Raw genomic sequence first — 25,175 nt, forward strand, 5'->3', positions numbered from 1 at the left:
CTTTAAATGCATATGGGTTCTCACACACCCCATAGCAAGAGGGAAAAGGAACACTTTCACATTTTTCAATAAAACCGGTGCTTTTCTACTCTGTACCTCTGTGTCCCTCACTCACCCCACCGCAAGACACACCTTTTCAAGCATCCCCATGAAATCAAGCATACAACCTCACCGCGAGAAGAGAGTATAGAAACACCTCTTTCCCATTGTATCCTTTCCATTGCGCACCACCATCTTTACGCTTATGAAGATGCAAGCCCGCACCATCTACGCTTTACCGCCCGCCAATGTTGCAACAGCTCTTGGTCTTTAGAAGCATACAACCTCACCGCGAGAAGAGAGTATAGAAACACCTCTTTTCCATTGTATCCTTTCCATTGCGCACCACCATCTTTACACTTATGAAGATGCAAGCCCGCACTATCTACGCTTTACCGCCCGCCAATATTGCAACAGCTCTTGGTCTTTAGAAGCATACAACCTCACCGCGAGAAGAGAGTATAGAAACATCTCTTTCCCATTGTGTCCTTTCCATTGCGCACCACCATCTTTACGCTTATGAGAAATGCTACCTGATAAAGCCTTTAGAAAAGCGGGAGTTCCTATTTTATTTGTGGCTAATCAAGAGATTTGTTCTTATCGTAGTCCAGGGCGTATGAGTAGACTTCTTTCAGGTTTATATACTGCTGGGTTAATTGTAATATGGGATTGTGGATATTCCGGTCGACAACATACAGATGACAATGAACGATATACGGTCTCTACCAGGGGAATTGATTTGCGAATGTTTATCATTCGCTACCGTGAACTTAAGGAAAAAGTAGATAAAGAACTCAAACGGATTCAGTTTGCATCTTTAAAAGGAAAGAAGTCGAAATAAGATATTCTCTGCGGGGAGGGGTATTCATACTAACAACTTCTTCCTTTTAAAAGGTTATAGGATGATTTGTTTTTTAGCAAGAAATTATTTTAAGATTTTTATTTTATTCAGAAATCAACCACAAAATTGCTTTTTGTTTTTTCGTTTTGAGCATCCTGAAACTTTTCAAAAGTAAATATTCCTCTTTGCTCGATATGCCTTCATCAAGAGGGTATGAGATATTCTCTTTTGTCTTTGTCGAGATTTCAGTATAAAAAAAGGAAATAGGAACATCCAGTATGTTGGCAATTTCTTGCAAGCGTCCTGCCCCTACACGATTGAAGCCTTTTTCGTATTTTTGGATTTGTTGAAAGGTTATTGCTAATTGGTTGCCTAATTGTTTTTGAGAAATTCCCATCATTTCTCTTCTTAAGCGAATTTTTTTGCCGATAGAAATATCGTTAAAATGCGGATTTTTGGTTTGCACTTTAAAAGCTCCCCCGACCGGGTGCGAGCGCCCTCGCATTGGTATTCCGGGAGTTTGAAAGCACTGAGTTTGGATCAGCCTTTTGCTTTTAGTGCTTGTGGCACCTGGACATAGCAAAATCTCCCGGAATCCCGGGACGCCCACAAGAGTGGGTTCAATTGTACGCTCGGATTTAGGACCTTTAATCCCTCTTGGTCGCTGCGTGGACGATCAAAATTACCTTTAAGCTGTAAAGTAGTTTCAGGAGATTGGCAAGAAAAATTAAAATATTTCTTATTCTGTTATACTGTTTGTTTTTTCGCTTTGAGCTCTCTAAAGTTTTTCACAAGAGCCTGTTCTTTTTCGCTGTAGGTTTCTTGATTATGGTGTGAGGTATCTTCTTTGTCGCAATATCTTCTTTTGTTACAATATCGGCATAAAAAAGCTCATGGGAACTTCTCATTTTTGAGCAATTTCTAGTAAATATCCTGCTCTTACACGATTGAAGCCTGTTTCGTATTTTTGGATTTGTTGGAAACTAACACCTCAATGGCTTCCTCATTCCTTTTGAGAAAACCCCATTGAAATGCGTCTATGGCGGATTCTTTTACCTATCAACATGTCGATAAAATGTGGATTTTCGGTTTGCACTCTAAAGCCCCCTCCGGTTGCGAGCGCCCTCGCATTGGTATTCCGGGAGTTTGAAAGCACTGAGTTTGGATCAGCCTTTTGCTTTTAGTGCTCATCGCACCTGGACATAGCAAAAGCTCCCGGAAATCCGGGAATTCCCACATAATGGGATTGATATTTATGTACCAAACATTCGGGCTTTCAAACCCCTATTGATCGTTGCGTATACAATCAAAGTTACTCTTTTACTCATAAAGTAATTTCAGAGAATTGGCAAGAATAATAATTTTTTACTTATAAAACTTGTTTTTTAAAAACTCGTTTTTAATGAGAGGCTATCCGCCTTTTAAATCTTTTTGTTGATATATCAGCTATCAGTATAAAAAAGAGTTTTTAGCGTTTGAGAAGCGATAGCTTTTTTAAAGTCAGGTTGAGGTAGGAAATGCACGGCGAGCATGGACTACAGAGGTGATTTCTCTTTGTTTTTTCCGTGACTCTGTACAATATAAGATAATTTGGATGCGCTAAAATTTCTCGTAATCCCGGACTCTCTCACTTTGGCGGTATAAGTATGGATGTTCAGCTCATAGTCGTACAGAATCTTCTAAAAGCTTCTTCATTCGTCGCGCGGCAGATGGATTCTCATAAGCAATGTAAGTAAAATTTTATTTTATTCAGAAATCAACCACAAAATTGCTTTTTGTTTTTTCGTTTTGAGCATCCTGAAACTTTTCAAAAGCAAATATTCCTCTTTGCTCGATATGCCTTCATCAAGAGGGTATGAAATATTCTCTTTTGTCGAGATTTCGGTATAAAAAAAGGTAATAGGAACATCCAGTATGTTGGCAATTTCTTGCAAGCGTCCTGCCCCTACACGATTGAAGCCTGTTTCATATTTTTGGATTTGTTGAAAGGTTATTCCTAATTGGTTGCCTAGTTGTTTTTGAGAAATTCCCATCATTTCTCTTCTTAAGCGAATTTTCTTGCCTATAGAAATATCGTTAGAATGTGGATTTTTGTCTTGCACTCTAAAGCCCCCCGACCGGGTGCGAGCGCCCTCGCATTGGTATTCTGGGAGCCAAAAAGTACTGAGTTCGAGTCAGTTTTTTGCTTTTAGTGCTTATCGCACCTGGACATAACAAAAACTCCCAGAACACTGGGATTCCCAAAAGATGGGTTGTTTTATATTCTCGAACTAGGGCTTTTTGGACCCCCTTTGATCGTTGCGTCTACGATCAAAATATCCATTCACTCATAAAGTAATTTCAGGAAATTGCAATAAAATTTATTTTATAATGAGAGGCTATCCGCCTTTTAAATCTTTTTGTTGATATATTAACTATCGGTATAAAAAAGAGTTTTTAGCGTTTGAGAAGCGATAGCTTTTTTAAAGTCAGGTTGAGGTAGGAAATGCACGGCGAGCATGGACTACAGAGGTGATTTCTCTTTGTTTTTCAGTTGACTCTGTACAATATAAGATAATTTGGATGCGCTAAAACTTCTCGCAATCCCGGACTCTCTCACTTTGGCGGTATAAGTATGGATGTTCAGCTCATAGTCGTACAGAATCTTCTAAAAGCTTCTTCATTCGTCGCGCGGCAGATGGATTCTCATAAGCAATGTAAGTAAAATTTTATTTTACTCAGAAATCAACCACAAAATTGCTTTTTGTTTTTTCGTTTTGAGCATCCTGAAACTTTTCAAAAGTAAATATTCCTCTTTGCTCGATATGCCTTCATCAAGAGGGTATGAGATATTCTCTTTTGTCTTTGTCGAGATTTCGGTATAAAAAAAGGAAATAGGAACATCCAGTATGTTGGCAATTTCTTGCAAGCGTCCTGCTCCTACACGATTGAAGCCTGTTTCATATTTTTGGATTTGCTGAAAGGTTATTCCTAATTGGTTGCCTAATTGTTTTTGAGAAATCCCTATCATTTCTCTTCTTAAGCGAATTTTCTTGCCGATAGAAATATCGTTAAAATGCGGATTTTTGGTTTGCACTTAAAGCCCCCTCCGGTTGCGAGCGCCCTCGCATTGGTATTCCGGGAGGTTGAAAATACTGAACTCGAATCAGCTTTTTGCTTTTAGTGCTTTTGGCACCTGGACATAGCAAAAACTCCCGGAATTCCGGGATATCCGCAAAGCGGGATAAATTTATGTACGAGTTTTCGGGTCTTCAACTCCCTATTTGACCGTTGCGTGGACGATCAAAAACACAAGCCCATCAATAGAGTAGTTTCAGAGAATTGGCAAGAAAAATTAAAATATTTCTTATTCTGTTATACCGTTTGTTTTTTCGCTTTGAGCTCTCTAAAGTTTTTTACAAGAGCCTGTTCTTTTTCGCTGTAGGTTTCTTGATTATGGTATGGGGTATTTTCTTTTGTTACAATATTTTCTTTTGTTACAATATCGGCATAAAAAAGCTCATGGGAACTTCTCATTTTTGAGCGATTTCTAGTAAATATCCTGCGCTTACACGATTGAAGCCTGTTTCGTATTTTTGGATTTGTTGAAAGGTTATTCCCAATTGGTTGCCTAATTGTTTTTGAGAAATCCCTATCATTTCTCTTCTTAAGCGAATTTTCTTGCCGATAGAAATATCGTTAAAATGCGGATTTTTTTGCACTTTAAAAGCCCCCCTCCGGTTGCGAGCGCCCTCGCATTGGTATTCCGGGAGTTAAAGGTACTGAATCCGAGTCAGTTTTTGCTTTTAGTGCTTGTGGCACCTGGACATAGCAAAAGCTCCCGGAATCCCGAGACGCCCGCAAAAGTGAGTTCAATTGTACGCTAGGGTTTAGGGCTTATTGTCCCTGTTGATCGTTGCGTCTACGATCAAAATTACCTTTAAGCTGTAAAGTAGTTTCAGAGAATTGGCAAGAAAAATTAAAATATTTCTTACTCTGTTATACTGTTTGTTTTTTCGCTTTGAGCTCTCTAAAGTTTTTTACAAGAGCCTGTTCTGTTTCGCTGTAGGTTTCTTGATTATGGTATGAAGTATTTTCTTTTGTCGCAATATCTTCTTTTGTTACAATATCGGCATAAAAAAAACTCATGGAAACTTCTCATTTTTGAGCGATTTCTAGTAAACATCCTGCGCTTACACGATTGAAGCCTTTTTCGTATTTTTGGATTTGTTGGAAACTGACACCTAAATGGTTTCCTCATTCCTTTTGAGAAAGCCCCATTGAAATGCGTCTATGGCGGATTCTTTTACCTATCAACATGTCGATAAAATGCGGATTTTTTTTGCACTTTAAAAGCCCCCCTCCGGTTGCGAGCGCCCTCGCATTGGTATTCCGGGAGCTTGAAAGCACTGAGCTCAGTCAGCCTTTTGCTTTTAGTGCTTGTGGCACCTGGACATAACAAAAACTCCCAGAACACTGGGATATCCGTGAAGCGGATAAATACATGTCTCAAGTTTTGGGTCTTTCATTCCCTGTTGATCGTTGCGTCTACGATCAAAATATCCATTCACTCATAAAGTAATTTCAGAGAATTGACAAGAATAATAATTTTTTACTTATGAAGGTGAAAGCCGGCACTATCTACGCTTTACCTGTTCCCAATGTTGCAACAGCCCTTAGTCTTTAGACGATTTATTAAGAGGCATTTTTATCCCTTTCTTCTCTCTTTTATCCACACTTCAACCCCGCTTTTTATCCACACGCCAACCCCACTTGTGGTGTGCAAGGAATGGTTTTTCTTGATTCAACAGAAGCAGATTTGAAAGGAGAGAATCTGAGAATATTCGTATCTCTCCCTCAATAGGCAAAATGATAAATTATTGTTATAAATCAATGTATTGCTCCATTTAAAAACAACGTTTCACACCATATCCTTTAACATATAAATAAGGTATTTATCATTTTGTGTCTTAACAAATACCAAAGATATGTTTATACACTTTCATGACTTTACTAGCCTCCAAAGAGGCTAAATATGCTGCGTATACAAACCGTGCTTTTAATATTTCTATTTGCTCTCATCAGTCAACCAAGCTATGCGCTTTTTTCCAATAGAATAGCTACGATAGAACACATATGGCCTGACAAGATGCTTTTTGATCGTCTCTCTTTCTTTCAGCAAATAACCTATGCGGGAGATTCTCACTCCATCTATTTTTGGGGCAACCAATTTCAGTTTCAAAACGGAAAGAATGGCTATATTGGTTTATTCAACAGAGGCACCCGCACCGTTCACTTTTCTATTTGCAATGCAACGGGCTGGAAGAGTGATAAATGTAAACATTTCACCCATCAGGGCTCAGGAGTCCGCTGTGAAATTGAGTTTCCATGGAAAAAATGCGCTCTTTCTCATGTTAGGATTGTGCCCGTGGTTGTAAAAAATGCGGCGCTTGACGAAGGTTCATGAAACGGCTCTGGCTGGGTGTGAGATGGTGTGCCATGGTGGTGAGATATTTGGGGAGCGCCGTGATGGTGACGTGGGTGCTTGAGGACGGTGGCGGTGTTGGCAATGATGTCTGTCTGTCCGTTACTGAAGAGGTTGGAGGTTTGGACATCGCTATCAATGAGATGTTTCCAAGAAGGGAAATCTGATTACAGGAATAATCATTGATCTTATAACCAATAAAGCAACGACAGTTGGTGTTATTGAAGTTCCAGAATCATTTGGCAAACTCCATAAATCTTCAAGTTTTGTTGAAGACCATTCTCATTGGAAAAAACATTGATTTATAAAGATAATTTACTGTTTTGCCTGTTGAATGAGACCCCCGAATATTGTAAGATTCTCTCATCTCAAATCCTCTTATATTCAATCAATTAAAGTCACCTACTTGCACGTCATAAGCGGGGTTGGTATGTGGGGTGAAAACCGTTTAGAAAGGAACAAAAATGCCTCTTATGAATCGTCTCAACACCAAGAGCTGTTGCAACATTGGGGGTCGGTAAATAATATGATGGTGCCGGCTTGCTCCTTCATAAGTGTAAAGATGGGGGATGCTCAATGGCTTTACCGCTATACCATTCACGGGCGGCGTCGTGAAATGAGCTTGGGTGCTTTAAGAAATGTCTCTTTAAAACAAGCCCGTGAATTGGCAACTGGGTGGCGTCCTGTTTTGCATGAGGGGCGTGATCCCATTAAAGAACGTGACAAACAAAAACGTGAGGCAATGCGTAATCTGCATTACTTAAAAGATATTGGAAAAGGCATCTTACTTCTTGTTATGTATTAAGACCACAAAGTCCTACCTTTTTCAGTCCTATAGCTGATTATAAATACCAATCGCTCATAGATGCCTCGGCGAGAAGCACCTGTCAAGATTCTTACGTTGTCCAAATACTCTGTCAGTGCGATATGTGCATGAATAGTATAAGCGACCTTGGTGGATGAGCCTCACTAGGTGCACGAAGGCTCACCATACCAACGGAAAAGATCTTTCAGCATAAACTCTTTCGGATAGATTGAAAAAAGAGGAGCTTATCATCATTCGTTTTAAAAATGGTGCTTGGTCACCCAATATCTTTCCCCCCTGTCCTCTTTATGTGGAAATCAATCTTTGTGGATAATATAGCAAACTTGAGCTCCTCAATTCATACCCACCATAGCATCCGAAAAATAACCACAAACCAAAAGATCATGTCTATGTCTGATGGGAAAACTTGGAAGATTATGAAAAGAAATTAACCCCTTTCTTTTATCAAGAAAAAATCCCTCACCTTTATTAAAAAACGAGCATGAGGGATAGTTTAACGAGCGTGAGAGATCGTTTTTTGCCTCTTCACCATTATTTTCTCCGTTTTCTGATTATTTTTTAGTTCTGATTTTTATTCTGGAAAAAAGAACGCCTTCATTTTAAAAAAGCCTTTGTTTTTTCCAACGCCTCACTCTTCCCTCCAGCTTCAAACCTCTGCTTTTTTTCAAACAAAAAAGAGAATTGTCTTTAAGCATCAAAGAACAGACATGAAAGAGTTTTTCAAAAGTGAAAATCCCTCAATACCCATATTGGCGAATACTTTAAAATTTTCTCAGCCCGCACATCTCTTTAAGGAGAAGCGTGACGTTCTCCTTTCTGTTTAAGCCTCTGTCTACAGATAAATCATATTTTCAATATTTTGAAATACCTTGCTCTTTTTATTCTTCTTCATCGCTCATTTGCGGTGGAGGAGGCAGGATATAAGCCCCCGAAAGCCATCGATTAAGATCAATAGCTTGACATCGTGTTGAACAGAATGGATAGGCATTTTGTTGTGCCATTTGCCCACAAATTGGACAGGGATGCGCAGGACGATAAGGAGAACGTCACACTTCTCCTTTCTGTTTAAGCCTCTGTCTACAGATAAATCATATTTTCAATATTTTGAAATACCTTGCTCTTTTTATTCTTCTTCATCGCTCATTTGCGGTGGAGGAGGCAGGATATAAGCCCCCGAAAGCCATCGATTAAGATCAATAGCTTGACATCGTGTTGAACAGAATGGATAGGCATTTTGTTGTGCCATTTGCCCACAAATTGGACAGGGATGCGCAGGACGATAAGGAGAAGCGTGACGTTCTCCTTTCTGTTTAAGCCTCTACCTACAGATAAATCATATTTTCAATATTTTGAAATACCTTGCTCTTTTTATTCTTCTTCATCGCTCATTTGCGGTGGAGGAGGCAGGATATAAGCCCCCGAAAGCCATCGATTAAGATCAATAGCTCGACATCGTGTTGAACAGAATGGATAGGCATTTTGTTGTGCCATTTGCCCACAAATTGGACAGGGATGCGCAGGACGATAAGGAGAAGCGTGACGTTCTCCTTTCTGTTTAAGCCTCTGTCTACAGATAAATCATATTTTCAATATTTTGAAATACCTTGCTCTTTTTATTCTTCTTCATCGCTCATTTGCGGTGGAGGAGGCAGGATATAAGCCCCCGAAAGCCATCGATTAAGATCAATAGCTTGACATCGTGTTGAACAGAATGGATAGGCATTTTGTTGTGCCATTTGCCCACAAATTGGACAGGGATGCGCAGGACGATAAGGAGAAGCGTGACGTTCTCCTTTCTGTTTAAGCCTCTACCTACAGATAAATCATATTTTCAATATTTTGAAATACCTTGCTCTTTTTATTCTTCTTCATCGCTCATTTGCGGTGGAGGAGGCAGGATATAAGCCCCCGAAAGCCATCGATTAAGATCAATAGCTTGACATCGTGTTGAACAGAATGGATAGGCATTTTGTTGTGCCATTTGCCCACAAATTGGACAAGGATGCGCAGGACGAATTGCAGATGCTGTTTTTTTTAAGTTGTTTCTTTTCAATTTGTCTGTATCTTTATTGTTTGTTTGGACCTTTTGCTTCATTTTTTTACAGTTTTCTTTTTTTCATTTTTCCACTCTGCGTTTTGTTGGTTTTGAGAGGGTTCTCTTGGCTTTGACCTTGCATGCATGGCTCTAGTAATGTTCTCCAAGCCAATTTTCCAGAAGTGGAAAACGATAAGCCAACAACAGATCCATTGTTTCAGCCAATGGTAATCCGACCACATTCGAATAAGAGCCAATGATATTGACGACAAACGCACCGGCTTTTCCTTGAATAGCGTACCCTCCAGCCTTTCCTTGCCATTCACCAGAAGCCAGATAAGCTCTCATCACGGGGGCCGTTAACCGTTTAAAACGAACCCGACTTTCGACCAATTTCACAACGATTTTCCCGCTGTCATTGAGCGCACAAATGCCGCCATAAACCTTGTGGGATCGTCCAGAAAGGAAGCGCAAACATTCATAGGCCTCGTCCTCATTTTCTGGTTTAGGGAAAATAACGTTTCCCACAGCAACCACGGTATCAGCGGCTAAAATCACTGTTTTTTCCGCTAACAACTCTGCTTTTTTTTCTGCTGATAAATTGACTTTACTATTTTTGCTCCCCCAGAGCAGTGTTTTTTGGGCTTTAAGCGCTTTTTCCCTAGCCAAACGTTTGGCCAGATTTGCAGGATGTTCTCTTAATTTTGGTGTTTCATCGATATTTGTTGCGTGCACATAATGCGGATCAAGACCAATTTGTGCCAACAGCGCCAAGCGACGTGGTGAAGCAGAAGCGAGCACCAACTGCGTTTCTTGAGCATGCTTTTTTTTAAGACGGACTTTTCCTAAGAAGGTTTCCTTTAAATTTTGCATTTTGCCCCTCAAGGATCATTATCAGCCATCTCCCAATTTTTTGGCTTCATTCATATGCTTCAATGGTTTCACGCATTCTTTAAGAATACTTTAATTTATTGCCTTTTCTGATTTTCACTTTTTGAAGAAACACAAAGGAGTTTTAGAAACGAACAAGAACACTGCTTTTACAGCAAACAAGAGCCATCTCCAGCTTACTTATAGCGATATATAATACGCCCTTTTGTCAAATCATAAGGGGTCATTTCCACCATGATTTTATCACCTGCTAACACACGAATACGATTTTTTCGCATTCTTCCTGCGGTATGAGCAATAATTTCATGATTATTTTCCAGTTTCACACGAAACATCGCATTCGGTAAGAGTTCCGTTACGATACCAGAAAATTCTAAAACTTCTTCTTTTGACATAAACAATTATTTCCTTTACAATGTACATATTCTTTAATTATGCGATATTTTTCAGCGTTCATACCTTATTTTGTTGGGTTTGTGAACAAAAATTCAACACAAAAGGGAAGGTTTTTCCTTTGGGATTAGTGTATTGTCCGTTATTTTAGCAATTGGCAAAATGAAAGCCAGTTTCTCTCTCGAGTTGTGCAATCCTTTAAAAACAATGATCACAACAAAATAACAATAACCACAATAATCTTTTGTATAAGCTTTCCAATCAGCATTTTTATGAAAATTGATGGGGTTGATTTCATTTTCTTATTGAGCAAAAATGAAATTTGGAAGATCACGCTCATATTTTAAATTCACTAAAGAGCGTTTTAAACCTTGTGAAAAGCCCCCTTGTTGAGCAAAATTTAAAAAGCAAACAGCAATTTATATTTTTTCTCGTGTTTTTCAAACGTTTTACACCGCCATGTTGACATAACCTTTTGAGCACGCCCATAAAGGCAACTGAAGATATTCTTTCACATTTCTTTGACCGCATCTTTTACGCGATATACTCGGTCTCTTCTGCACCCCCGCCTCTCTAGCTTGTTTTCAATTCACCCTCGTTCAACTTTTTACAGTCCCCTTTTATTGATCCATTTGCACCTTTCTATCTTCTGACAACTTCTCTCCCATCATATCATCTGCATAATATCTCCATGTATGTTATACGTCCCCGCGTACGTCCTCCTATTCCATGCCATCGCCCAAAACACACTCTACAAAACCGCTCTCCTTTTCCTCTTGCGCTTTTGCATTTCCACGTTTTCACGTTTCTACACTTTTACATTTTTACTTCTTTACACCTTTACAGAAGTATTACAGCTTGTAAAAAATCCCTTTAAAAAAGGCACTTGAACATGTGTTATACGCCCCCGCGTACTCCCTCCTATTCCATACCATCGCCCAAAACACACTCTACAAAACCGCTCTCCTTTCCCTCTTGCGCTTTTGCATTTCCACGTTTTCACGTTTCTACACTTTTACTTTTTTACGCCTTTACAGAAGTATTGAATTTTAAAAACGCACCCTCAAATGACGATACTTTAAATAACTCTTTCACATTCTCATGCCTCTTTAAAGAAAAGCATCTCTCAATTTTTGTTTTTGAATCTTTCAAGTTTTCACTTTTTTGCTCCTTTTCACCAATCAACGCATCACAATGCATAACAAAGTCGACAGAGACAAACAGATAAAAAACATTGGTTTAACCCTCTTCTTCAAGGGAAAAAAGCGCTTTTATGAAAGACGATCAAATCCTCTTCTCCTAAATGAGCCATTCCATTTAATAAATATCAAACAGCTAAAGAAAGACTTTTCTTCTTCTAAAGAAGCACTTTTAAAATATTTGTCCTACTTGCAAAGACATACTTTCCCATGAAGTCACAACCGGAAAGTGAAACAACAAAGGGTTATATTACGCATTCTACGTTATATGACTTATCTTATAAGCACGTTTAAGCCATATGATGGCGTATAAACTAAACCACGCGTGAACGTATCAACGCCCTCCCTTGAAACAAATGAAAAAAAGCAAGAACAAGAAGAACAAAAAGAGGCCCGCTCATAAAAACGGACCCTTACAAAAAGATTCTGCAATTTTTTACAAAACCCTGTGCCTCTAGAACAATACGGCTGTTTTTAAGGTACTAAAACGAAGTTAAACTACAACCTCTAGTGGCACAAAATTAAAAAAAGAGCAAGAAAAAACCTTCCGTTCCACGCAAAGATTTTACGAAATGCACGCATTGCGCAAAGAAAAGAAAGGGCATCTCGGTAGCAAAACTGAAGAATCGCCATCCAATTTCCCCTTGATTGTTTTGCAAAAAAAAGAGACGGCACTCTCAACACGACCGTCTCTTTACTAAACGTTAAACATATATGAAAAAAAATGTACGACAAGCTTTAAGAGGAAGAGGACCAACTTGACAACAACTCGTATCTTACGGGATCATCAGCACATTGCCCACCACCACATTCAAGTATGGTAGAAATCAAGTTTGCAGCAATCAAAAATATAAATAAGAAGCTTGCTGTTTGGCTCAAAATTGGCAAAGGAGAGAACATTTTAATTTTGTGTGCCAATTCACCTAAAATCATGACGACAGATACAGCCAGAATACAAAGAAGTGAGATAATGAGGGCCCAGGTATAAAAGTGCAATCCAAAGAATGTTGAACCATATCCCAGATCATCTGGTGTGATATGCAATAGCACTTGCCGGACAGCCACGATACTCGTTACCATACATCCGAGAATCACCATTCCATAATGTGTATGTTTCACCTTATGATGGATGTTGAGTAGAAATCCACACCCTGCCAGCATCAAACCAACACGTTGAAGAAGACAAAGAGGACAAGGCAACTCGAACTTTACCAGTTGATAATAAAAAGCTACCACCAAAACAATGGATAAACCGATAAGGCCTAATGTATTCATAAATATAATGAAATGAGGATTTTTTTCTTCAACATTTTGCATGATTATTCTCTCAAAAAGACAAGTTTAAAGTAGAGGTTGCGTGGTGATTAAAAGTGAGAAGAATGACAACTAACAAAATAGCCCACAAGGCATAACTGATGTTTTTCTTTCCACAAACAGTTGTTACTGCGGCCCCTAAAGCGATTAAAAATGGAAAAAACATGGCTTCAAAATCTCCTTTCTATTGGTTGCTGGATAAGATATTGCCAAATTGGGCAAAAAAGAGACCATGCGTTTATTATACACAATTGATCATACTCTTTTCTTGTCTTTAATCAGAGTATAGAAAGCAATTGGATTATGTAGAGTACGAAAAACGAATATCAACAAGACTATTTGCTAAGAGAGCTCTGTTTAAGGCAGAAGAATAAAGTGCCTCTTTATTGCGCTTAAGTCTCTTAACAACAAAAAATCATTGGCAGGTTTTCATAAACATGTTGTTCTTAAAAGTGTTTATTTTAGATTTTTTTTACAGTCTTTTTTACCAGAGAATCCTTTCATTTATAAACACATTTTTACCATAAAATTTTCTTTTTTGAAGAAGGAATATTTGTCATTACTCTCTTACAAACGTTTTTTTCTTGGTCAGACAAGGCATTACAGACAAGGCATTACAGACAAGGCATTACAGACAAGGCATTACAGACAAGGCATTACAGACAAGGCATTACAGACAAGGCATTACAGACAAGGCATTACAGACAAGGCATTACAGACAAGGCATTACAGACAAGGCATTACAGACAAGGCATTACAGACAAGGCATTACAGACAAGGCATTACAGACAAGGCATTACAGACAAGGCATTACAGACAAGGCATTACAGACAAGGCATTACAGACAAGGCATTACAGACAAGGCATTACAGACAAGGCATTACAGACAAGGCATTACAGACAAGGCATTACAGACAAGGCATTACAGACAAGGCATTACAGACAAGGCATTACAGACAAGGCATTACAGACAAGGCATTACAGACAAGGCATTACAGACAAGGCATTACAGACAAGGCATTACAGACAAGGCATTACAGACAAGGCATTACAGACAAGGCATTACAGACAAGGCATTACAGACAAGGCATTACAGACAAGGCATTACAGACAAGGCATTACAGACAAGGCATTACAGACAAGGCATTACAGACAAGGCATTACAGACAAGGCATTACAGACAAGGCATTACAGACAAGGCATTTGAAAACGCCTTTATTTCCGTGATCATAAACCGCAAGCTAAAAAAGGAGAGCTTTTCTTTTATCCACATGATTATTGAACCAAAGCAAATGGAACACCGTTTAATTCTAAAACCATCTGTTTTTATAAGGAGGTAAGGGATATTTTCACTTTCACTGAAGATTTTTTAACATCGCGTGATACAGGAAATAGCACAAAGAGCGCAGCACAAAAACATTTGCCCTCTCAATGACGAGAGCCAATCACTGCCATTTTTGGCAGTAAACAAACGCGATTGATGTTTCCCTTTAGTTTTTTGCTTTGTTTTTTACAGCCAAGCTCTCTTTTCTTATAGCCAAGCCCTCTTTTTTGCAAAGGGTTGTTTTTGTAAAAATTATTCTGTGAATAACATTGTCCACAACACATAGCAGAGAAGATATACCACCATTTTATCAAACACCCTTTATGAAGTCTGTATCCGCTTCTAAGGCACATAAAAAAACTGTTGTTCTGTTATCAATTGGCTTTGCAAAGAGTGTTTAAAACACTTAAAAAGAGAAGGGAAAAAAGTGCAGTTGAACACTTCAAAGAGAAGATGAAGTTCGATAGAGGATCGCAAATGACAAAAAAAACATATGATGTAGCGATTTTAATGGGGAGCCAATCGGATTGGCAAACGATGCGTCATAGCGCAGATATTTTGACCTGTCTTGATATTTCACATATTTCGCAGATTGTCTCGGCACACCGTACCCCTGAACGGCTTTACCAATTTGCAAAAGAAGCAAAAGCAGCAGGTTTTAAAATTTTGCTCGCAGGCGCAGGAGGTTCAGCGCATCTTCCTGGTATGTTAGCAGCGCTTACACCTCTTCCTGTTTTTGGAGTTCCAGTCCATTCACACTCTTTGTCTGGTCAAGATTCGTTGCTTTCAATTGTGCAAATGCCAGCAGGTGTTCCAGTTGGCACCTTAGCGATTGGCAAAGCAGGCGCTATTAACGCAGCACTTTTAGCCGCAGCGGTTATGGCCGTTTACGATGACAAACTCGCACAACGGTTACAAGATTGGCGTCAACAACAAACAGCTAGTGTTGCACACGTTCCAATAACTGAGGTTTAAAATGACACAATCCTCTCACACCCCCTCCCCATCCGCCACAACACCCCCATCACCCGCAGCTGCGACACCCATCCCATCCGCCACAACGCCCCCATCCCCCGCAGCTACGACACCCATCCCATCCGCCACAACACCCCCATCCCCCGCAGCTACAACACCCATCCCATCCGCCACAACACCCCCATCACCCGCAGCTACAACACCCATCCCATCCGCCACAACGCCCCCATCCCCCGCAGCTGCGACACCCATCCCATCCGCCACAACACCCCCATCACCCGCAGCTGCGACACCCATCCCATCCGCCACAACACCCCCATCCCCCGCAGCTGCGACACCCATCCCATCCGCCACAACGCCCCCATCCCCCGCAGCTGCGACACCCATCCCATCCGCCACAACGCCCCCATCCCCCGCAGCTGCGACACCCATCCCATCCGCCACAACACCCCCATCACCCGCAGCTACAACACCCATCCCATCCGCCACAACACCCCCATCACCCGCAGCTACAACACCCCCATCACCCGCAGCTACAACACCCCCATCACCCGCAGCTACAACACCCATCCCATCCGCCACAACGCCCCCATCCCCCGCAGCTACGACACCCATCCCATCCGCCACAACACCCCCATCCCCCGCAGCTACAACACCCATCCTATCCGCCACAACACCCCCATCCCCCGCAGCTGCGACACCCATCCCATCCGCCACAACGCCCCCATCCCCCGCAGCTGCGACACCCATCCCATCCGCCACAATACCCCCATCCCCCGCAGCTACAACACCCATCCCATCCGCCACAACACCCCCATCACCCGCAGCTACAACACCCATCCCATCCGCCACAACGCCCCCATCACCCACAGCTGCGACACCCATCCTATCCGCCACAACACCCCCATCCCCCGCAGCTACAACACCCATCCTATCCGCCACAACACCCCCCTCCCCCGCAACAACCAGTGTATCCCCATCGTTGCCTTCAAACAGGGTCATCGGTTTTATAGGCGGGGGGCAATTAGCACGCATGTTAGCGATAGCGGCAGCAGAACTAGGTTTTCGAACGGTTGTTTTTTGCCCTGAAGAGGATTGCCCAGCGGCACAAACAGCGAATGATCATATTGTTGCGTTCTATGATGACACTTCGGCACTCGATCGTTTTATTTCTCTGTGTGATATTGTGACTTATGAGTTTGAAAATCTTTCTCTTCAAACGGTTCAATATGTAGAGAACGCCAAAAGTGTTTTTCCCTCTTCTAAAGCCTTGGAGATTACACAAGATCGACTTTTCGAGAAGCAATTTTTGCAAAAGCAAGGGATAGGCACGGCATCATGGTATGCAGTTGATGATTCCTCTTCTCTTCTTTCAGGGCTTTCCGCATTAAAGGGGCGTGGTCTTTTAAAGACACGTCGTTTTGGTTACGATGGAAAAAATCAGATGATGCTGGACCACCCGTCTGAGCAAACTCTTGAAAAGATCTTTACAACATTTCAGGGACATCCTTTAATTTTAGAAGAAATTATTCCTTTTTTATCGGAAATTTCGGTTATCTCGGCACGTACGAAACAAGGAGACCATATTTTTTATGATTGCCCTGAAAATCAGCACAGAAACGGTATTCTTCACAAATCATTTGTTCCATCGCACGTACCGCTTAACGTCCAAAATGCAGCCCAAGAAATAAGCGTAGCCGTGATGGAGGCACTGGATTATGTTGGGGTTCTTTGCATTGAATTTTTTGTTCTCATAGATGGCAGTCTTTTAGTCAATGAATTGGCACCTCGTGTTCATAACTCTGGACACTGGACACAAAAGGCGTGTGTAACATCACAGTTTGAACAGCATATCCGTGCTATTTGCGGACTCCCTCTAAGCAGCACATACCGGCATAGCAATTGTCAAATGACCAATCTTCTTGGCAACAATCTCCATGAAATCAAATATTTTCTCACGCAAGAACACACATCGGTGCATTTATACGGCAAAAGCTCTATTCAGCCCCTCCGCAAAATGGGGCATGTGATTCAATTAACGGGGCCAGCCAGCCAATCTTGACCACCCAACAAATTTTGATAAACGCTTTTCAGCAAAATTCTACACACGGTAACAGAGAGAAAACAGGAAAACGAACAAAGAAAGAAACCAACAAGCATTTTTGCAGCATTGTCTCACCCTCTTTTGCAAGCGCACACGCACGCTCTTTTTCTCACGAACTTATATCTCTTAAAACCTTTCCTTCATAAGCGGCACAACACTTTTTCTCGCACAGAGCAACGCCTCTCCTCACGCCCCTCCTCACCCTCACTCTCCAAGCTTATACCCTACGCATATCCATATCCCAACACCCTCACCTCCTCTAAAAATGTCCCATGCCTTCCACACCGACCTCCTCCCGCAAAACTGCCTTGCCAACAACACCTCTTCTCCCCATAAGCCAACAAGCAATTTACCCCCTCTCACACACACCACCCTTCCTCATCCTCCCCTTAACGCTCTTAAAGCTTCCACCCAACACCACCATATTTTGTTTACGCATCTTCTCTCAGACCTTGCCTATCTCCTCTTTGCAAAGAACAGCCCTGTTTTACAACAAACCTCCTCTCCAACACTTCCGCAACCAACATACGGATACCCCGCACCCATGCTCCCTCACCTCCTCTCAAAACGCCCCACCAAAAACCTCCCCCCAAATGCCTCACCCCGCAAACCCCAACTCATGCCTTCCACACCGACCTCCTCCCGCAAAACTGCCTTGCCAACAACACCTCTTCTCCCCATAAGCCAACAAGCAATTTACCCCTCTCACACGCCTCACCTTTCTCACACACACCACCCTTCCTCATCCTCCCCTTAACGCTCTTAAAGCTTCCACCCAACACCACCATATTTTGTTTACGCATCTTCTCTCAGACCTTGCCTATCTCCTCTTTGCAAAGAACGGCCCTGTTTTACAACAAACCTCCTCTCCAACACTTCCGCAACCAACATACGGATACCCCGCACCCATGCTCCCTCACCTCCTCTCAAAACGCCCCACCAAAAACCTCCCCCCAAATGCCTCACCCCGCAAACCCCAACTCATGCCTTCCACACCGACCTCCTCCCGCAAAACTGCCTTGCCAACAACACCTCTTCTCCCCATAAGCCAACAAGCAATTTACCCCTCTCACACGCCTCACCTTTCTCACACACACCACCCTTCCTCATCCTCCCCTTAACGCTCTTAAAGCTTCCACCCAACACCACCATATTTTGTTTACGCATCTTCTCTCAGACCTTGCCTATCTCCTCTTTGCAAAGAACAGCCCTGTTTTACAACAAACCTCCTCTCCAACACTTCCGCAACCAACATACGGATACCCCGCACCCATGCTCCCTCACCTCCTCTCAAAACGCCCCACCAAAAACCTCCCCCCAAATGCCTCACCCCGCAAACCCCAACTCATGCCTTCCACACCGACCTCCTCCCGCAAAACTGCCTTGCCAACAACACCTCTTCTCCCCATAAGCCAACAAGCAATTGATAAGAGATCCGTGCTTGACAAAAAGAAGACTTTTTGCTAAAGGGGAGTGTAGTTTTTTGCAATTTTCGCTTGTTTATTGTGTTTATCAAGGATGTAAATGCGTACCTGTGAGGGTGCTTTTTCATTTTGTGATCACAATGGAGAAGTGTATAACTTGGTATTATAGTGTAACCACAACAGAGGGCACAATATTAATTACGACCTCGTTATTGGGGGACATTTGAGAGAGTTGACCCGTAATCTGAGCTAGTAACTTGAGCAAACCAGTTTTTTGTGGAACTCAATTAAAGTGTCAAAAGAATGGTAAAGTGTCGAGAGAGTGGTTCATTATGGTATTGCGTTACATGAATGTTAGACGGTGAGTATTATGAAGATTAAAAATTCGCTTAAAGCATTGAAGGAGCGCCACCGTAACAATCGTTTGGTGCGTCGCAAAGGTCGTGTTTATATCCTCAATAAAGTTAATCCGCGTTTTAGAGCACGTCAGGGTTAAGCGTTTTTGTGCCTGCTTTTCGCGGGCATGGAAGCTTTTTGTCTTTCAAAAGTCATTTTTGGATGATTGCGGTTTGTAAATCTGCTGCGTGGTGCTTTTCTCGTGAGAGAGCTTTTTATGCATTTTTTTCTTTTTTTAAAAGCTTTACGATTACGGGGTTATATTTTCCAACGTGATTTTTTACGTTGTTTTGCAAATTTTCTTTTTGCTTTTTTCAGCAGTTTCTTTTTTATTTCCACTGGATATGGACAAAATCCTCCTTCCCTTCCTGAAGATCGTCCCTCTCCGCAATTGCTTTTGCCGTTAGAAGAATTGATCCCCAATAGTCCTCCCTCAGCAACATCTGACTCTGACACATCTGCGATTCTTTTAGAAGATTTTGATTTAAACACCTCTTCCCCTGTTGACAGAGCAAAACAGCGCAAAGAGAGGGAAATCTCACGTTTACTGAAAGAATTGAAATTTTGTGCGAATGTTCAAGAAGCGAAGAAGATCAGCGGGCGGCTTCAACGTTTATGGTCACAATCGGGCAGTGAAACGATTGACCTTTTGATGTCATGGGCTGAAAATGCGGTCAATGAAGACGATTATGGTCTTGCCCTTGATTACATTGACAATGTCCTTGCCCTTGAGCCCGCTTATGCTGAAGCTTGGGTAAGACGCGCATGGGTTCATATTCAACTGAGTGATTTTAAACTTGCCATGCTTGATCTTAACCATGCTCTGGAACATGAGCCACGCAATTACAGTGCGTTTTTTGAGCTTGGCGTTATCATGGAAGCAACGCAACGTCCCAAACTTGCTCTCAAGGCCTACGAAAAAGCACTTGAAGTGTATCCACAAATGCGAAAGCTTCAAGAGCGCCTTGAGGTTCTGTTAGATGAGCAGACCCCACAAGCACTTTAGACTAAACTACCCTCTTTAAACTTAGCCAAATCCTTTACACTTCCCTTTCAAAACATTGCCAATTGGGCGCTCCCTCACTGATAGGAAAGCGCAGAAAAACATGGGCTCCTATCCACACACGTGATCAACCCATGATATTTACCCTTGCAAACCACACGTGATCTTAACCATGCTCTGGAACAAGAGCCACGCAATGAACCGTGCATTTTTTGCACTTGGCGTTATCATGGAAGCAACGCAACGTCCCAAACTTGCTCTCAAGGTCTATGAAAAAGCACTTGAAGTGTATCCACAAATGCGAAAGCTTCAAGAACGCCTTGAGGTTCTGTTAGATGAGCAGACCCCACAAGCACTTTAGGCTAAACTACCCTCTTTAAACTTAGCCAAATCCTTTACACTTCCCTTTCAAAACATTGCCAATTGGGCGCTCCCCCACTGATAGGAAAGCGCAGAAAAACATGGGCTCCTATCCACGTGCAACCCAACTTACCACACGTACCCTTGCAAACCACACGTGATCTTAACCATACCCGACCTCCACCCCAGAACAAGAGCCACGCAATGAACCGTGCATTTTTTGCACTTGGCGTTATCATGGAAGCAACGCAACGTCCCAAACTTGCTCTCAAGGTCTATGAAAAAGCACTTGAAGTGTATCCACAAATGCGAAAGCTTCAAGAACGCCTTGAGGTTCTGTTAGATGAGCAGACCCCACAAGCACTTTAGACTAAACTACCCTCTTTAAACTTAGCCAAATCCTTTACACTTCCCTTTCAAAACATTGCCAATTGGGCGCTCCCCCACTGATAGGAAAGCGCAGAAAAACATGGGCTCCTATCCACACACGTGATCAACCCATGATATTTACCCTTGCAAACCACACGTGATCTTAACCATGCTCTGGAACAAGAGCCACGCAATGAACCGTGCATTTTTTGCACTTGGCGTTATCATGGAAGCAACGCAACGTCCCAAACTTGCTCTCAAGGTCTATGAAAAAGCACTTGAAGTGTATCCACAAATGCGAAAGCTTCAAGAACGCCTTGAGGTTCTGTTAGATGAGCAGACCCCACAAGCACTTTAGGCTAAACTACCCTCTTTAAACTTAGCCAAATCCTTTACACTTCCCTTTCAAAACATTGCCAATTGGGCGCTCCCCCACTGATAGGAAAGCGCAGAAAAACATGGGCTCCTATCCACGTGCAACCCAACTTACCACACGTACCCTTGCAAACCACACGTGATCTTAACCATGCTCTGGAACAAGAGCCACGCAATGAACCGTGCATTTTTTGCACTTGGCGTTATCATGGAAGCAACGCAACGTCCCAAACTTGCTCTCAAGGTCTATGAAAAAGCACTTGAAGTGTATCCACAAATGCGAAAGCTTCAAGAACGCCTTGAGGTTCTGTTAGATGAGCAGACCCCACAAGCGCTTTAGGCTAAACTACCCTCTTTAAACTCAGCCAAATCCTTTACACTTCCCTTTCAAAACATTGCTAATTGGGCGCTCCCCCACTGATAGGAAAGCGCAGAAAAACATGGGCTCCTATCCACGTGCAACCCAACTTACCACACGTACCCTTGCAAACCACACGTGATCTTAACCATACCCGACCTCCACCCCAGAACATGAGCCACGCAATGAACCGTGCGTTTTTTGAGCTTGGCGTTATCATGGAAACAAGATGGTTATAATTCTCAGAAAGGTTCCCCAATGTTGCGACAACCCTTGGTATTGAGACGATTCCTTAAAGGCATTTTTACGCCTTTGTTGAGAGTTTTTTTATCCACACGATAATCCCACTTGTGATATACAAACGGATGGTTTTGATTGATTCAACATAAAGCAGTTTTGGAAGGAGAGAATCTGAGGATATTCGAGGCTCTCATACAACAGGCACAACGATGAATAATCATTATAAATCAATATACTAATCCAAGAGATCTTCATTATAAACCATCCTCATCAACGAATACTTTATCGTGTCGAATTGTAAAGAAAGGGCCTTGAGATCATTTTCTCTCTAGCTGAAAATGGAAATTTGTTTTATAGTAAAAATGGGTGTTCTGCACTTCTCGACAGGAAATAGCGCATTCCTGAGACCTTAGTGATCTCCAAGGGAGCCGTCCCTGATAAGGCCCGTGGGCTTTTTCATATGGCGCCCACCTAGTTAATAGGTTCCCGGGATCAATTTTTTCCACCGGCTGTTGCGGATCACCTTCTTGATAGAGGAAGCATATGACGGTAATCTTTTCAAGAAACGTGTAAACATTTTGCAGGATTTTATTCTATTGCAACAGCAACAAACACACTTCTTCATAAGGAAAAGGCGTTCATAAGGCAAGAGGTCTTTACAAGAGAAAAGACTTTTAAAGGCAATGGGATAAACACACAATGGAGACAAACGAACAAGAGGAGACAAACGAGCAGGAATCTGCTTCACAGGTTCGCACACAGTTACGCAAAAGTGGTTTATCCAAGCGCGACGCCCTGACACTACAAGAACGCGCTGTTTTTTCGCAGCGCGCCTGCTCCTCTATTCTTGAAAGCCTTGCAGCAAAGGACATAGATTTTACACGTATGATTTTTGCCGGCTATTGGCCGATCAAATCGGAAAGTGACCCACGCCCTTTATTGGATGCTATTGCATTGCGTGGTGGACGTTTAGCCTTACCGGCAGTGCTTGATTCAACGACCATGGTTTTTCGTTCATTTTCAAAAAACATGGCACTAGAATCGATGCGCTTTGGCACATTAGGCCCTGGTGTAGAAAATGCGGTTGTGGTACCGAATGTGGTTATTGTTCCCCTTTCCGCATTTGACAACCAGTGTCACCGTCTTGGCTATGGAGGGGGATATTATGATCGCGCGATTGCAGCTCTTGAAAAACAAGGGCATCATATTCATTTACTTGGTTTAGGTTTTTCGTGTCAGGAAGTTGAATCCATTCCTCATGAAGAACACGATCTTGTTTTGCAAGAAATTTGTACAGAAAAGGGTTTCTTAAAGCGTTAAAATGTGATTAAAACGCCTATGCGTTTTTTATTTTTAGGTGACATTGTCGGAATGACGGGTTGTAAAGTTGTTTTTGAACAGCTTCCGCAACTGATTAAGAGATGGCATGTTGATTTTGTTGTTGTAAATGGTGAAAATGCCTCTCACGGTTTTGGGATCAGTCGAGAGACCTATCAAGATCTTTTGATGGTCGGTGTTGACGTTGTAACAACGGGCAATCACGCTTTTTCGTATCAAGAGGCATTACAATATGCGCAAGAGAGCGATCGTTTTTTACGTCCAGCCAATTTTATAAAAGAAACACCTGGGAAGGGATCTGGTATTTTTACAGCAAAGAATGGGGCACGTGTTCTTGTTGCCAATCTTTTAGGGAGTGTTTTTATGCCCTGTAAGGTTGTTGATCCCTTTGAAGCGGCTGAAAATATTTTATGTGCTTGTTCTTTGATGGAACAGACGGACGCAATTATTTTTGACTTTCATGCCGAAACAACCAGTGAGAAACAATGTCTAGGGCATTTTCTTGATGGCCGTGTCAGCGTTATTGTAGGCACGCATACGCATATTCCTACAGCTGATGCGCAAATTTTAGAAGGCGGGAGCGCATATTTAACGGATGCGGGGATGTGTGGAGATTATAACTCATCTCTTGGCATGGATAAGGAAGAGCCCTTACACCGTTTTCTTTATAAGAAGAAGCAGACTCGTTATGAACCCGCACGTGGTCCTGCCACACTTTGCGGTTTAGCGGTTGAACTTTCAGACCGCACGGGTTTAGCGGAAAAGGTCTCAGCCGTACGGATAGGTCCACATTTAAAGCCTGAAATTCCAGATTTTTGGTAGAGTCTTTTATTTCTCCTGCGTTCCACCTGTCCTTGTCTTCCTTGGTCGCGCCTTCTATTGCCCCCTTTGAAGCTCTCTCTCCAACGGTCCTCTTTTAAGACTCTTTTAAGCAATATGATTGTCTACCCCCCCCCTCAAAACTTGCCTTACCCTTCGAGCACAGCTCCCATCCCTTTTGCTCACCTTGCCTTGCCCCCTTTGAAGCTCTCTCTCCAACGGTTCTCTTTTAAGGACTCTTTTAAGCAATATGATTGTCTACCCCCCTCAAAACTTGCCTTACCCTTCGAGCACAGCTCCCATCCCCTTTGCTCACCTTGCCTTGCCCCCTTTGAAGCTCTCTCTCCAACGATTCTCTTTTAAGACTCTTTTAAGCAATATGATTGTCTACCCCCCCCTCAAAACTTGCCTTACCCTTCGAGCACCGGTCCCATCCCTTTTGCTCACCTTGCCTTGCCCCCTTTGAAGCTCTCTCTCCAACGGTTCTCTTTTAAGGACTCTTTTAAGCAATATGATTGTCTACCCCCCCTCAAAAAACTTGCCTTACCCTTCGACCACCGGTCCCATCCGCTTTGCTCACCTTGCCTTGCCCCCTTTGAAGCTCTCTCTCCAACGGTCCTCTTTTAAGACTCTTTTAAGAAATATGATTGTCTACCCCCCCTCAAAACTTGCCTTACCCTTCGACCACCGGTCCCATCCCTTTTGCTCACTTCGCCTTGCCCCCTTTGAAGCTCTCTCTCCAACGGTCCTCTTTTAAGACTCTTTTAAGCAATATGATTGTCTACCCCCCCCTCAAAACTTGCCTTACCCTTCGACCACCGGTCCCATCCCTTTTGCTCACTTCGCCTTGCCCCCTTTGAAGCTCTCTCTCCAACGGTTCTCTTTTAAGGACTCTTTTAAGAAATATGATTGTCTACCCCCCTCAAAACTTGCCTTACCCTTCGAGCACAGCTCCCATCCCCTTTGCTCACCTTGCCTTGCCCCCTTTGAAGCTCTCTCTCCAACGGTTCTCTTTTAAGGACTCTTTTAAGCAATATGATTGTCTACCCCCCCCCTCAAAACTTGCCTTACCCTTCGAGCACAGCTCC

At 42.3% G+C, this 25,175-nt stretch carries 27 protein-coding genes, 1 other RNA gene and 11 pseudogenes; 16 read left to right on the forward strand and 23 right to left on the reverse strand.

The annotated features are described in order from the left end of the window. Positions 1-217: 217 nt before the first annotated feature. Positions 218-288 (reverse strand): annotated as a pseudogene (locus NMK50_RS10645) (DUF4102 domain-containing protein); the annotation flags it as partial. A 277-nt stretch (positions 289-565) separates the two neighbouring features. On the opposite strand from NMK50_RS10645, the gene NMK50_RS08065 reads away from it, so the two are divergent. Further along, positions 566-880: a helix-turn-helix domain-containing protein gene (locus NMK50_RS08065; protein ID WP_254770040.1), complete on the forward strand. Its 315-nt coding sequence runs from the start codon at positions 566-568 to the stop codon at positions 878-880. A 103-nt stretch (positions 881-983) separates the two neighbouring features. On the opposite strand, the gene NMK50_RS08070 is transcribed toward NMK50_RS08065, so the two are convergent. The 6 genes and pseudogenes from NMK50_RS08070 to NMK50_RS08095 form a co-directional block, all read right to left on the reverse strand. Next, entirely contained in the window at positions 984-1,346 is a 363-nt protein-coding gene (locus NMK50_RS08070; protein ID WP_254770041.1) for a helix-turn-helix domain-containing protein, read from the reverse strand. Between the two features lie 281 nt (positions 1,347-1,627). Continuing rightward, a pseudogene (locus NMK50_RS08075) lies at positions 1,628-1,976 on the reverse strand (helix-turn-helix domain-containing protein). 649 nt (positions 1,977-2,625) lie between these two features. Continuing rightward, complete coding sequence (locus NMK50_RS08080) at positions 2,626-2,982, reverse strand: helix-turn-helix domain-containing protein (RefSeq protein WP_254770042.1); 357 nt, start codon at positions 2,980-2,982, stop codon at positions 2,626-2,628. A gap of 611 nt (positions 2,983-3,593) precedes the next feature. Beyond that, positions 3,594-3,956, reverse strand: a complete 363-nt coding sequence (locus NMK50_RS08085) for a helix-turn-helix domain-containing protein (protein ID WP_254770043.1) — start codon at positions 3,954-3,956, stop codon at positions 3,594-3,596. Positions 3,957-4,234: 278 nt separating this feature from the next. After that, positions 4,235-4,581: pseudogene (locus tag NMK50_RS08090) on the reverse strand (helix-turn-helix domain-containing protein). Positions 4,582-4,858: 277 nt separating this feature from the next. Next, a pseudogene (locus tag NMK50_RS08095) lies at positions 4,859-5,179 on the reverse strand (helix-turn-helix domain-containing protein). Between the two features lie 715 nt (positions 5,180-5,894). Here NMK50_RS08095 and NMK50_RS08100 point away from each other — a divergent pair. The 3 genes and pseudogenes from NMK50_RS08100 to NMK50_RS08105 form a co-directional block, all read left to right on the forward strand. Further along, entirely contained in the window at positions 5,895-6,326 is a 432-nt protein-coding gene (locus NMK50_RS08100) for a hypothetical protein (RefSeq protein ID WP_254770044.1), read from the forward strand. Between the two features lie 62 nt (positions 6,327-6,388). Beyond that, complete coding sequence (locus NMK50_RS10445) at positions 6,389-6,511, forward strand: hypothetical protein (protein WP_256481373.1); 123 nt, start codon at positions 6,389-6,391, stop codon at positions 6,509-6,511. Positions 6,512-6,808: 297 nt separating this feature from the next. After that, positions 6,809-7,116: pseudogene (locus NMK50_RS08105) on the forward strand (Arm DNA-binding domain-containing protein); the annotation flags it as partial. A gap of 932 nt (positions 7,117-8,048) precedes the next feature. Here NMK50_RS08105 and yacG (NMK50_RS08110) read toward each other — a convergent pair. From yacG (NMK50_RS08110) to NMK50_RS08150, 9 genes and pseudogenes are all read right to left on the reverse strand, one after another. After that, a pseudogene (gene yacG / locus NMK50_RS08110) lies at positions 8,049-8,213 on the reverse strand (DNA gyrase inhibitor YacG); the annotation flags it as partial. An 80-nt stretch (positions 8,214-8,293) separates the two neighbouring features. Beyond that, positions 8,294-8,470: pseudogene (yacG, locus tag NMK50_RS08115) on the reverse strand (DNA gyrase inhibitor YacG); the annotation flags it as partial. 68 nt (positions 8,471-8,538) lie between these two features. Continuing rightward, positions 8,539-8,745, reverse strand: a complete 207-nt coding sequence (gene yacG, locus NMK50_RS08120; RefSeq protein ID WP_256481564.1) for a DNA gyrase inhibitor YacG — start codon at positions 8,743-8,745, stop codon at positions 8,539-8,541. A gap of 38 nt (positions 8,746-8,783) precedes the next feature. Then, a pseudogene (yacG, locus tag NMK50_RS08125) lies at positions 8,784-8,960 on the reverse strand (DNA gyrase inhibitor YacG); the annotation flags it as partial. 68 nt (positions 8,961-9,028) lie between these two features. After that, positions 9,029-9,265 (reverse strand): DNA gyrase inhibitor YacG, encoded by a 237-nt coding sequence (gene yacG / locus NMK50_RS08130; protein ID WP_254770045.1) that lies wholly within the window; start codon positions 9,263-9,265, stop codon positions 9,029-9,031. A gap of 90 nt (positions 9,266-9,355) precedes the next feature. After that, on the reverse strand, positions 9,356-10,078 hold the full coding sequence (locus NMK50_RS08135) for a Maf family nucleotide pyrophosphatase (RefSeq protein WP_254770046.1): 723 nt from the start codon (positions 10,076-10,078) through the stop codon (positions 9,356-9,358). Between the two features lie 194 nt (positions 10,079-10,272). Next, a complete protein-coding gene (gene infA, locus NMK50_RS08140; protein WP_254770047.1) occupies positions 10,273-10,491 on the reverse strand; it encodes a translation initiation factor IF-1 in 219 nt (72 codons plus the stop codon). Positions 10,492-12,426: 1,935 nt separating this feature from the next. Next, on the reverse strand, positions 12,427-13,005 hold the full coding sequence (locus tag NMK50_RS08145; RefSeq protein WP_254770048.1) for a disulfide bond formation protein B: 579 nt from the start codon (positions 13,003-13,005) through the stop codon (positions 12,427-12,429). Positions 13,006-13,015: 10 nt separating this feature from the next. Further along, entirely contained in the window at positions 13,016-13,168 is a 153-nt protein-coding gene (locus NMK50_RS08150; RefSeq protein WP_254770049.1) for a DUF5993 family protein, read from the reverse strand. A gap of 387 nt (positions 13,169-13,555) precedes the next feature. Between NMK50_RS08150 and NMK50_RS08155 the strand changes: the two genes are divergently transcribed. Both NMK50_RS08155 and purE read left to right on the forward strand, forming a co-directional pair. After that, positions 13,556-14,209: a hypothetical protein gene (locus tag NMK50_RS08155; RefSeq protein WP_254770050.1), complete on the forward strand. Its 654-nt coding sequence runs from the start codon at positions 13,556-13,558 to the stop codon at positions 14,207-14,209. Between the two features lie 594 nt (positions 14,210-14,803). Further along, on the forward strand, positions 14,804-15,301 hold the full coding sequence (purE, locus tag NMK50_RS08160) for a 5-(carboxyamino)imidazole ribonucleotide mutase (protein ID WP_254770051.1): 498 nt from the start codon (positions 14,804-14,806) through the stop codon (positions 15,299-15,301). A 15-nt stretch (positions 15,302-15,316) separates the two neighbouring features. On the opposite strand, the gene NMK50_RS08165 is transcribed toward purE, so the two are convergent. Further along, positions 15,317-16,303, reverse strand: a complete 987-nt coding sequence (locus NMK50_RS08165; protein WP_254770052.1) for a hypothetical protein — start codon at positions 16,301-16,303, stop codon at positions 15,317-15,319. Positions 16,304-16,334: 31 nt separating this feature from the next. On the opposite strand from NMK50_RS08165, the gene NMK50_RS08170 reads away from it, so the two are divergent. Then, entirely contained in the window at positions 16,335-17,363 is a 1,029-nt protein-coding gene (locus tag NMK50_RS08170; RefSeq protein ID WP_254771223.1) for a 5-(carboxyamino)imidazole ribonucleotide synthase, read from the forward strand. Positions 17,364-17,609: 246 nt separating this feature from the next. Here NMK50_RS08170 and NMK50_RS08175 read toward each other — a convergent pair whose 3' ends face one another. The 6 genes from NMK50_RS08175 to NMK50_RS08200 form a co-directional block, all read right to left on the reverse strand. Then, entirely contained in the window at positions 17,610-17,768 is a 159-nt protein-coding gene (locus NMK50_RS08175) for a hypothetical protein (protein WP_254770053.1), read from the reverse strand. Positions 17,769-17,836: 68 nt separating this feature from the next. Beyond that, positions 17,837-17,998: a hypothetical protein gene (locus NMK50_RS08180; RefSeq protein ID WP_254770054.1), complete on the reverse strand. Its 162-nt coding sequence runs from the start codon at positions 17,996-17,998 to the stop codon at positions 17,837-17,839. Positions 17,999-18,022: 24 nt separating this feature from the next. Then, positions 18,023-18,208: a hypothetical protein gene (locus NMK50_RS08185; RefSeq protein ID WP_254770055.1), complete on the reverse strand. Its 186-nt coding sequence runs from the start codon at positions 18,206-18,208 to the stop codon at positions 18,023-18,025. Beyond that, on the reverse strand, positions 18,201-18,362 hold the full coding sequence (locus NMK50_RS08190) for a hypothetical protein (RefSeq protein ID WP_254770056.1): 162 nt from the start codon (positions 18,360-18,362) through the stop codon (positions 18,201-18,203). The genes NMK50_RS08185 and NMK50_RS08190 overlap by 8 nt, the downstream gene beginning before the upstream one ends. Positions 18,363-18,386: 24 nt before the next feature. Continuing rightward, positions 18,387-18,572, reverse strand: coding sequence for a hypothetical protein (locus NMK50_RS08195; RefSeq protein WP_254770055.1), 186 nt, complete (start codon positions 18,570-18,572; stop codon positions 18,387-18,389). Next, entirely contained in the window at positions 18,565-18,726 is a 162-nt protein-coding gene (locus NMK50_RS08200) for a hypothetical protein (protein ID WP_254770054.1), read from the reverse strand. The genes NMK50_RS08195 and NMK50_RS08200 overlap by 8 nt, the downstream gene beginning before the upstream one ends. A gap of 473 nt (positions 18,727-19,199) precedes the next feature. Here NMK50_RS08200 and ykgO point away from each other — a divergent pair, with 473 nt between their 5' ends. From ykgO to NMK50_RS08245, 9 genes and pseudogenes are all read left to right on the forward strand, one after another. After that, positions 19,200-19,325: a type B 50S ribosomal protein L36 gene (ykgO, locus tag NMK50_RS08205; RefSeq protein WP_220717794.1), complete on the forward strand. Its 126-nt coding sequence runs from the start codon at positions 19,200-19,202 to the stop codon at positions 19,323-19,325. 117 nt (positions 19,326-19,442) lie between these two features. Beyond that, positions 19,443-20,231 carry a tetratricopeptide repeat protein gene (locus NMK50_RS08210; protein WP_254770057.1) on the forward strand — a complete coding sequence of 263 codons (789 nt, stop codon included), beginning with the start codon at positions 19,443-19,445 and terminating at the stop codon, positions 20,229-20,231. A gap of 159 nt (positions 20,232-20,390) precedes the next feature. Then, a pseudogene (locus NMK50_RS08215) lies at positions 20,391-20,589 on the forward strand (hypothetical protein); the annotation flags it as partial. A gap of 203 nt (positions 20,590-20,792) precedes the next feature. Next, positions 20,793-20,957 carry a hypothetical protein gene (locus NMK50_RS08220; RefSeq protein WP_254771254.1) on the forward strand — a complete coding sequence of 55 codons (165 nt, stop codon included), beginning with the start codon at positions 20,793-20,795 and terminating at the stop codon, positions 20,955-20,957. A 159-nt stretch (positions 20,958-21,116) separates the two neighbouring features. Continuing rightward, positions 21,117-21,315: pseudogene (locus NMK50_RS08225) on the forward strand (hypothetical protein); the annotation flags it as partial. A 158-nt stretch (positions 21,316-21,473) separates the two neighbouring features. Further along, a pseudogene (locus tag NMK50_RS08230) lies at positions 21,474-21,672 on the forward strand (hypothetical protein); the annotation flags it as partial. A 623-nt stretch (positions 21,673-22,295) separates the two neighbouring features. Next, a non-coding RNA gene (ssrS, locus tag NMK50_RS08235) (6S RNA) lies at positions 22,296-22,455 on the forward strand. A 174-nt stretch (positions 22,456-22,629) separates the two neighbouring features. Beyond that, positions 22,630-23,250, forward strand: coding sequence for a 5-formyltetrahydrofolate cyclo-ligase (locus tag NMK50_RS08240; protein WP_254770058.1), 621 nt, complete (start codon positions 22,630-22,632; stop codon positions 23,248-23,250). An 18-nt stretch (positions 23,251-23,268) separates the two neighbouring features. Beyond that, positions 23,269-24,090: a TIGR00282 family metallophosphoesterase gene (locus NMK50_RS08245; protein ID WP_254771224.1), complete on the forward strand. Its 822-nt coding sequence runs from the start codon at positions 23,269-23,271 to the stop codon at positions 24,088-24,090. Positions 24,091-25,175 lie beyond the last annotated feature (1,085 nt).

The sequence above is a fragment of the Bartonella harrusi genome, from assembly GCF_024297065.1.
In the GTDB taxonomy this organism is placed as follows: domain Bacteria; phylum Pseudomonadota; class Alphaproteobacteria; order Rhizobiales; family Rhizobiaceae; genus Bartonella; species Bartonella harrusi.

Excerpts from the sequence above, each read along its gene's own strand:
- NMK50_RS08065 (WP_254770040.1), top strand. The coding sequence starts at position 566 with ATGCTACCTGATAAAGCCTTTAGAAAAGCGGGAGTTCCTATTTTATTT.
- NMK50_RS08100 (WP_254770044.1), top strand. The coding sequence starts at position 5,895 with ATGCTGCGTATACAAACCGTGCTTTTAATATTTCTATTTGCTCTCATC.
- NMK50_RS10445 (WP_256481373.1), top strand. The coding sequence starts at position 6,389 with ATGGTGACGTGGGTGCTTGAGGACGGTGGCGGTGTTGGCAATGATGTC.
- yacG (WP_254770045.1), bottom strand. The coding sequence starts at position 9,265 with ATGAAGCAAAAGGTCCAAACAAACAATAAAGATACAGACAAATTGAAA.
- NMK50_RS08135 (WP_254770046.1), bottom strand. The coding sequence starts at position 10,078 with ATGCAAAATTTAAAGGAAACCTTCTTAGGAAAAGTCCGTCTTAAAAAA.
- infA (WP_254770047.1), bottom strand. The coding sequence starts at position 10,491 with ATGTCAAAAGAAGAAGTTTTAGAATTTTCTGGTATCGTAACGGAACTC.
- NMK50_RS08145 (WP_254770048.1), bottom strand. The coding sequence starts at position 13,005 with ATGCAAAATGTTGAAGAAAAAAATCCTCATTTCATTATATTTATGAAT.
- NMK50_RS08150 (WP_254770049.1), bottom strand. The coding sequence starts at position 13,168 with ATGTTTTTTCCATTTTTAATCGCTTTAGGGGCCGCAGTAACAACTGTT.
- purE (WP_254770051.1), top strand. The coding sequence starts at position 14,804 with ATGACAAAAAAAACATATGATGTAGCGATTTTAATGGGGAGCCAATCG.
- NMK50_RS08165 (WP_254770052.1), bottom strand. The coding sequence starts at position 16,303 with ATGACCCTGTTTGAAGGCAACGATGGGGATACACTGGTTGTTGCGGGG.
- NMK50_RS08170 (WP_254771223.1), top strand. The coding sequence starts at position 16,335 with ATGTTAGCGATAGCGGCAGCAGAACTAGGTTTTCGAACGGTTGTTTTT.
- NMK50_RS08185 (WP_254770055.1), bottom strand. The coding sequence starts at position 18,208 with ATGCGTAAACAAAATATGGTGGTGTTGGGTGGAAGCTTTAAGAGCGTT.
- NMK50_RS08195 (WP_254770055.1), bottom strand. The coding sequence starts at position 18,572 with ATGCGTAAACAAAATATGGTGGTGTTGGGTGGAAGCTTTAAGAGCGTT.
- ykgO (WP_220717794.1), top strand. The coding sequence starts at position 19,200 with ATGAAGATTAAAAATTCGCTTAAAGCATTGAAGGAGCGCCACCGTAAC.
- NMK50_RS08210 (WP_254770057.1), top strand. The coding sequence starts at position 19,443 with ATGCATTTTTTTCTTTTTTTAAAAGCTTTACGATTACGGGGTTATATT.
- NMK50_RS08220 (WP_254771254.1), top strand. The coding sequence starts at position 20,793 with ATGAACCGTGCATTTTTTGCACTTGGCGTTATCATGGAAGCAACGCAA.
- NMK50_RS08240 (WP_254770058.1), top strand. The coding sequence starts at position 22,630 with ATGGAGACAAACGAACAAGAGGAGACAAACGAGCAGGAATCTGCTTCA.
- NMK50_RS08245 (WP_254771224.1), top strand. The coding sequence starts at position 23,269 with ATGCGTTTTTTATTTTTAGGTGACATTGTCGGAATGACGGGTTGTAAA.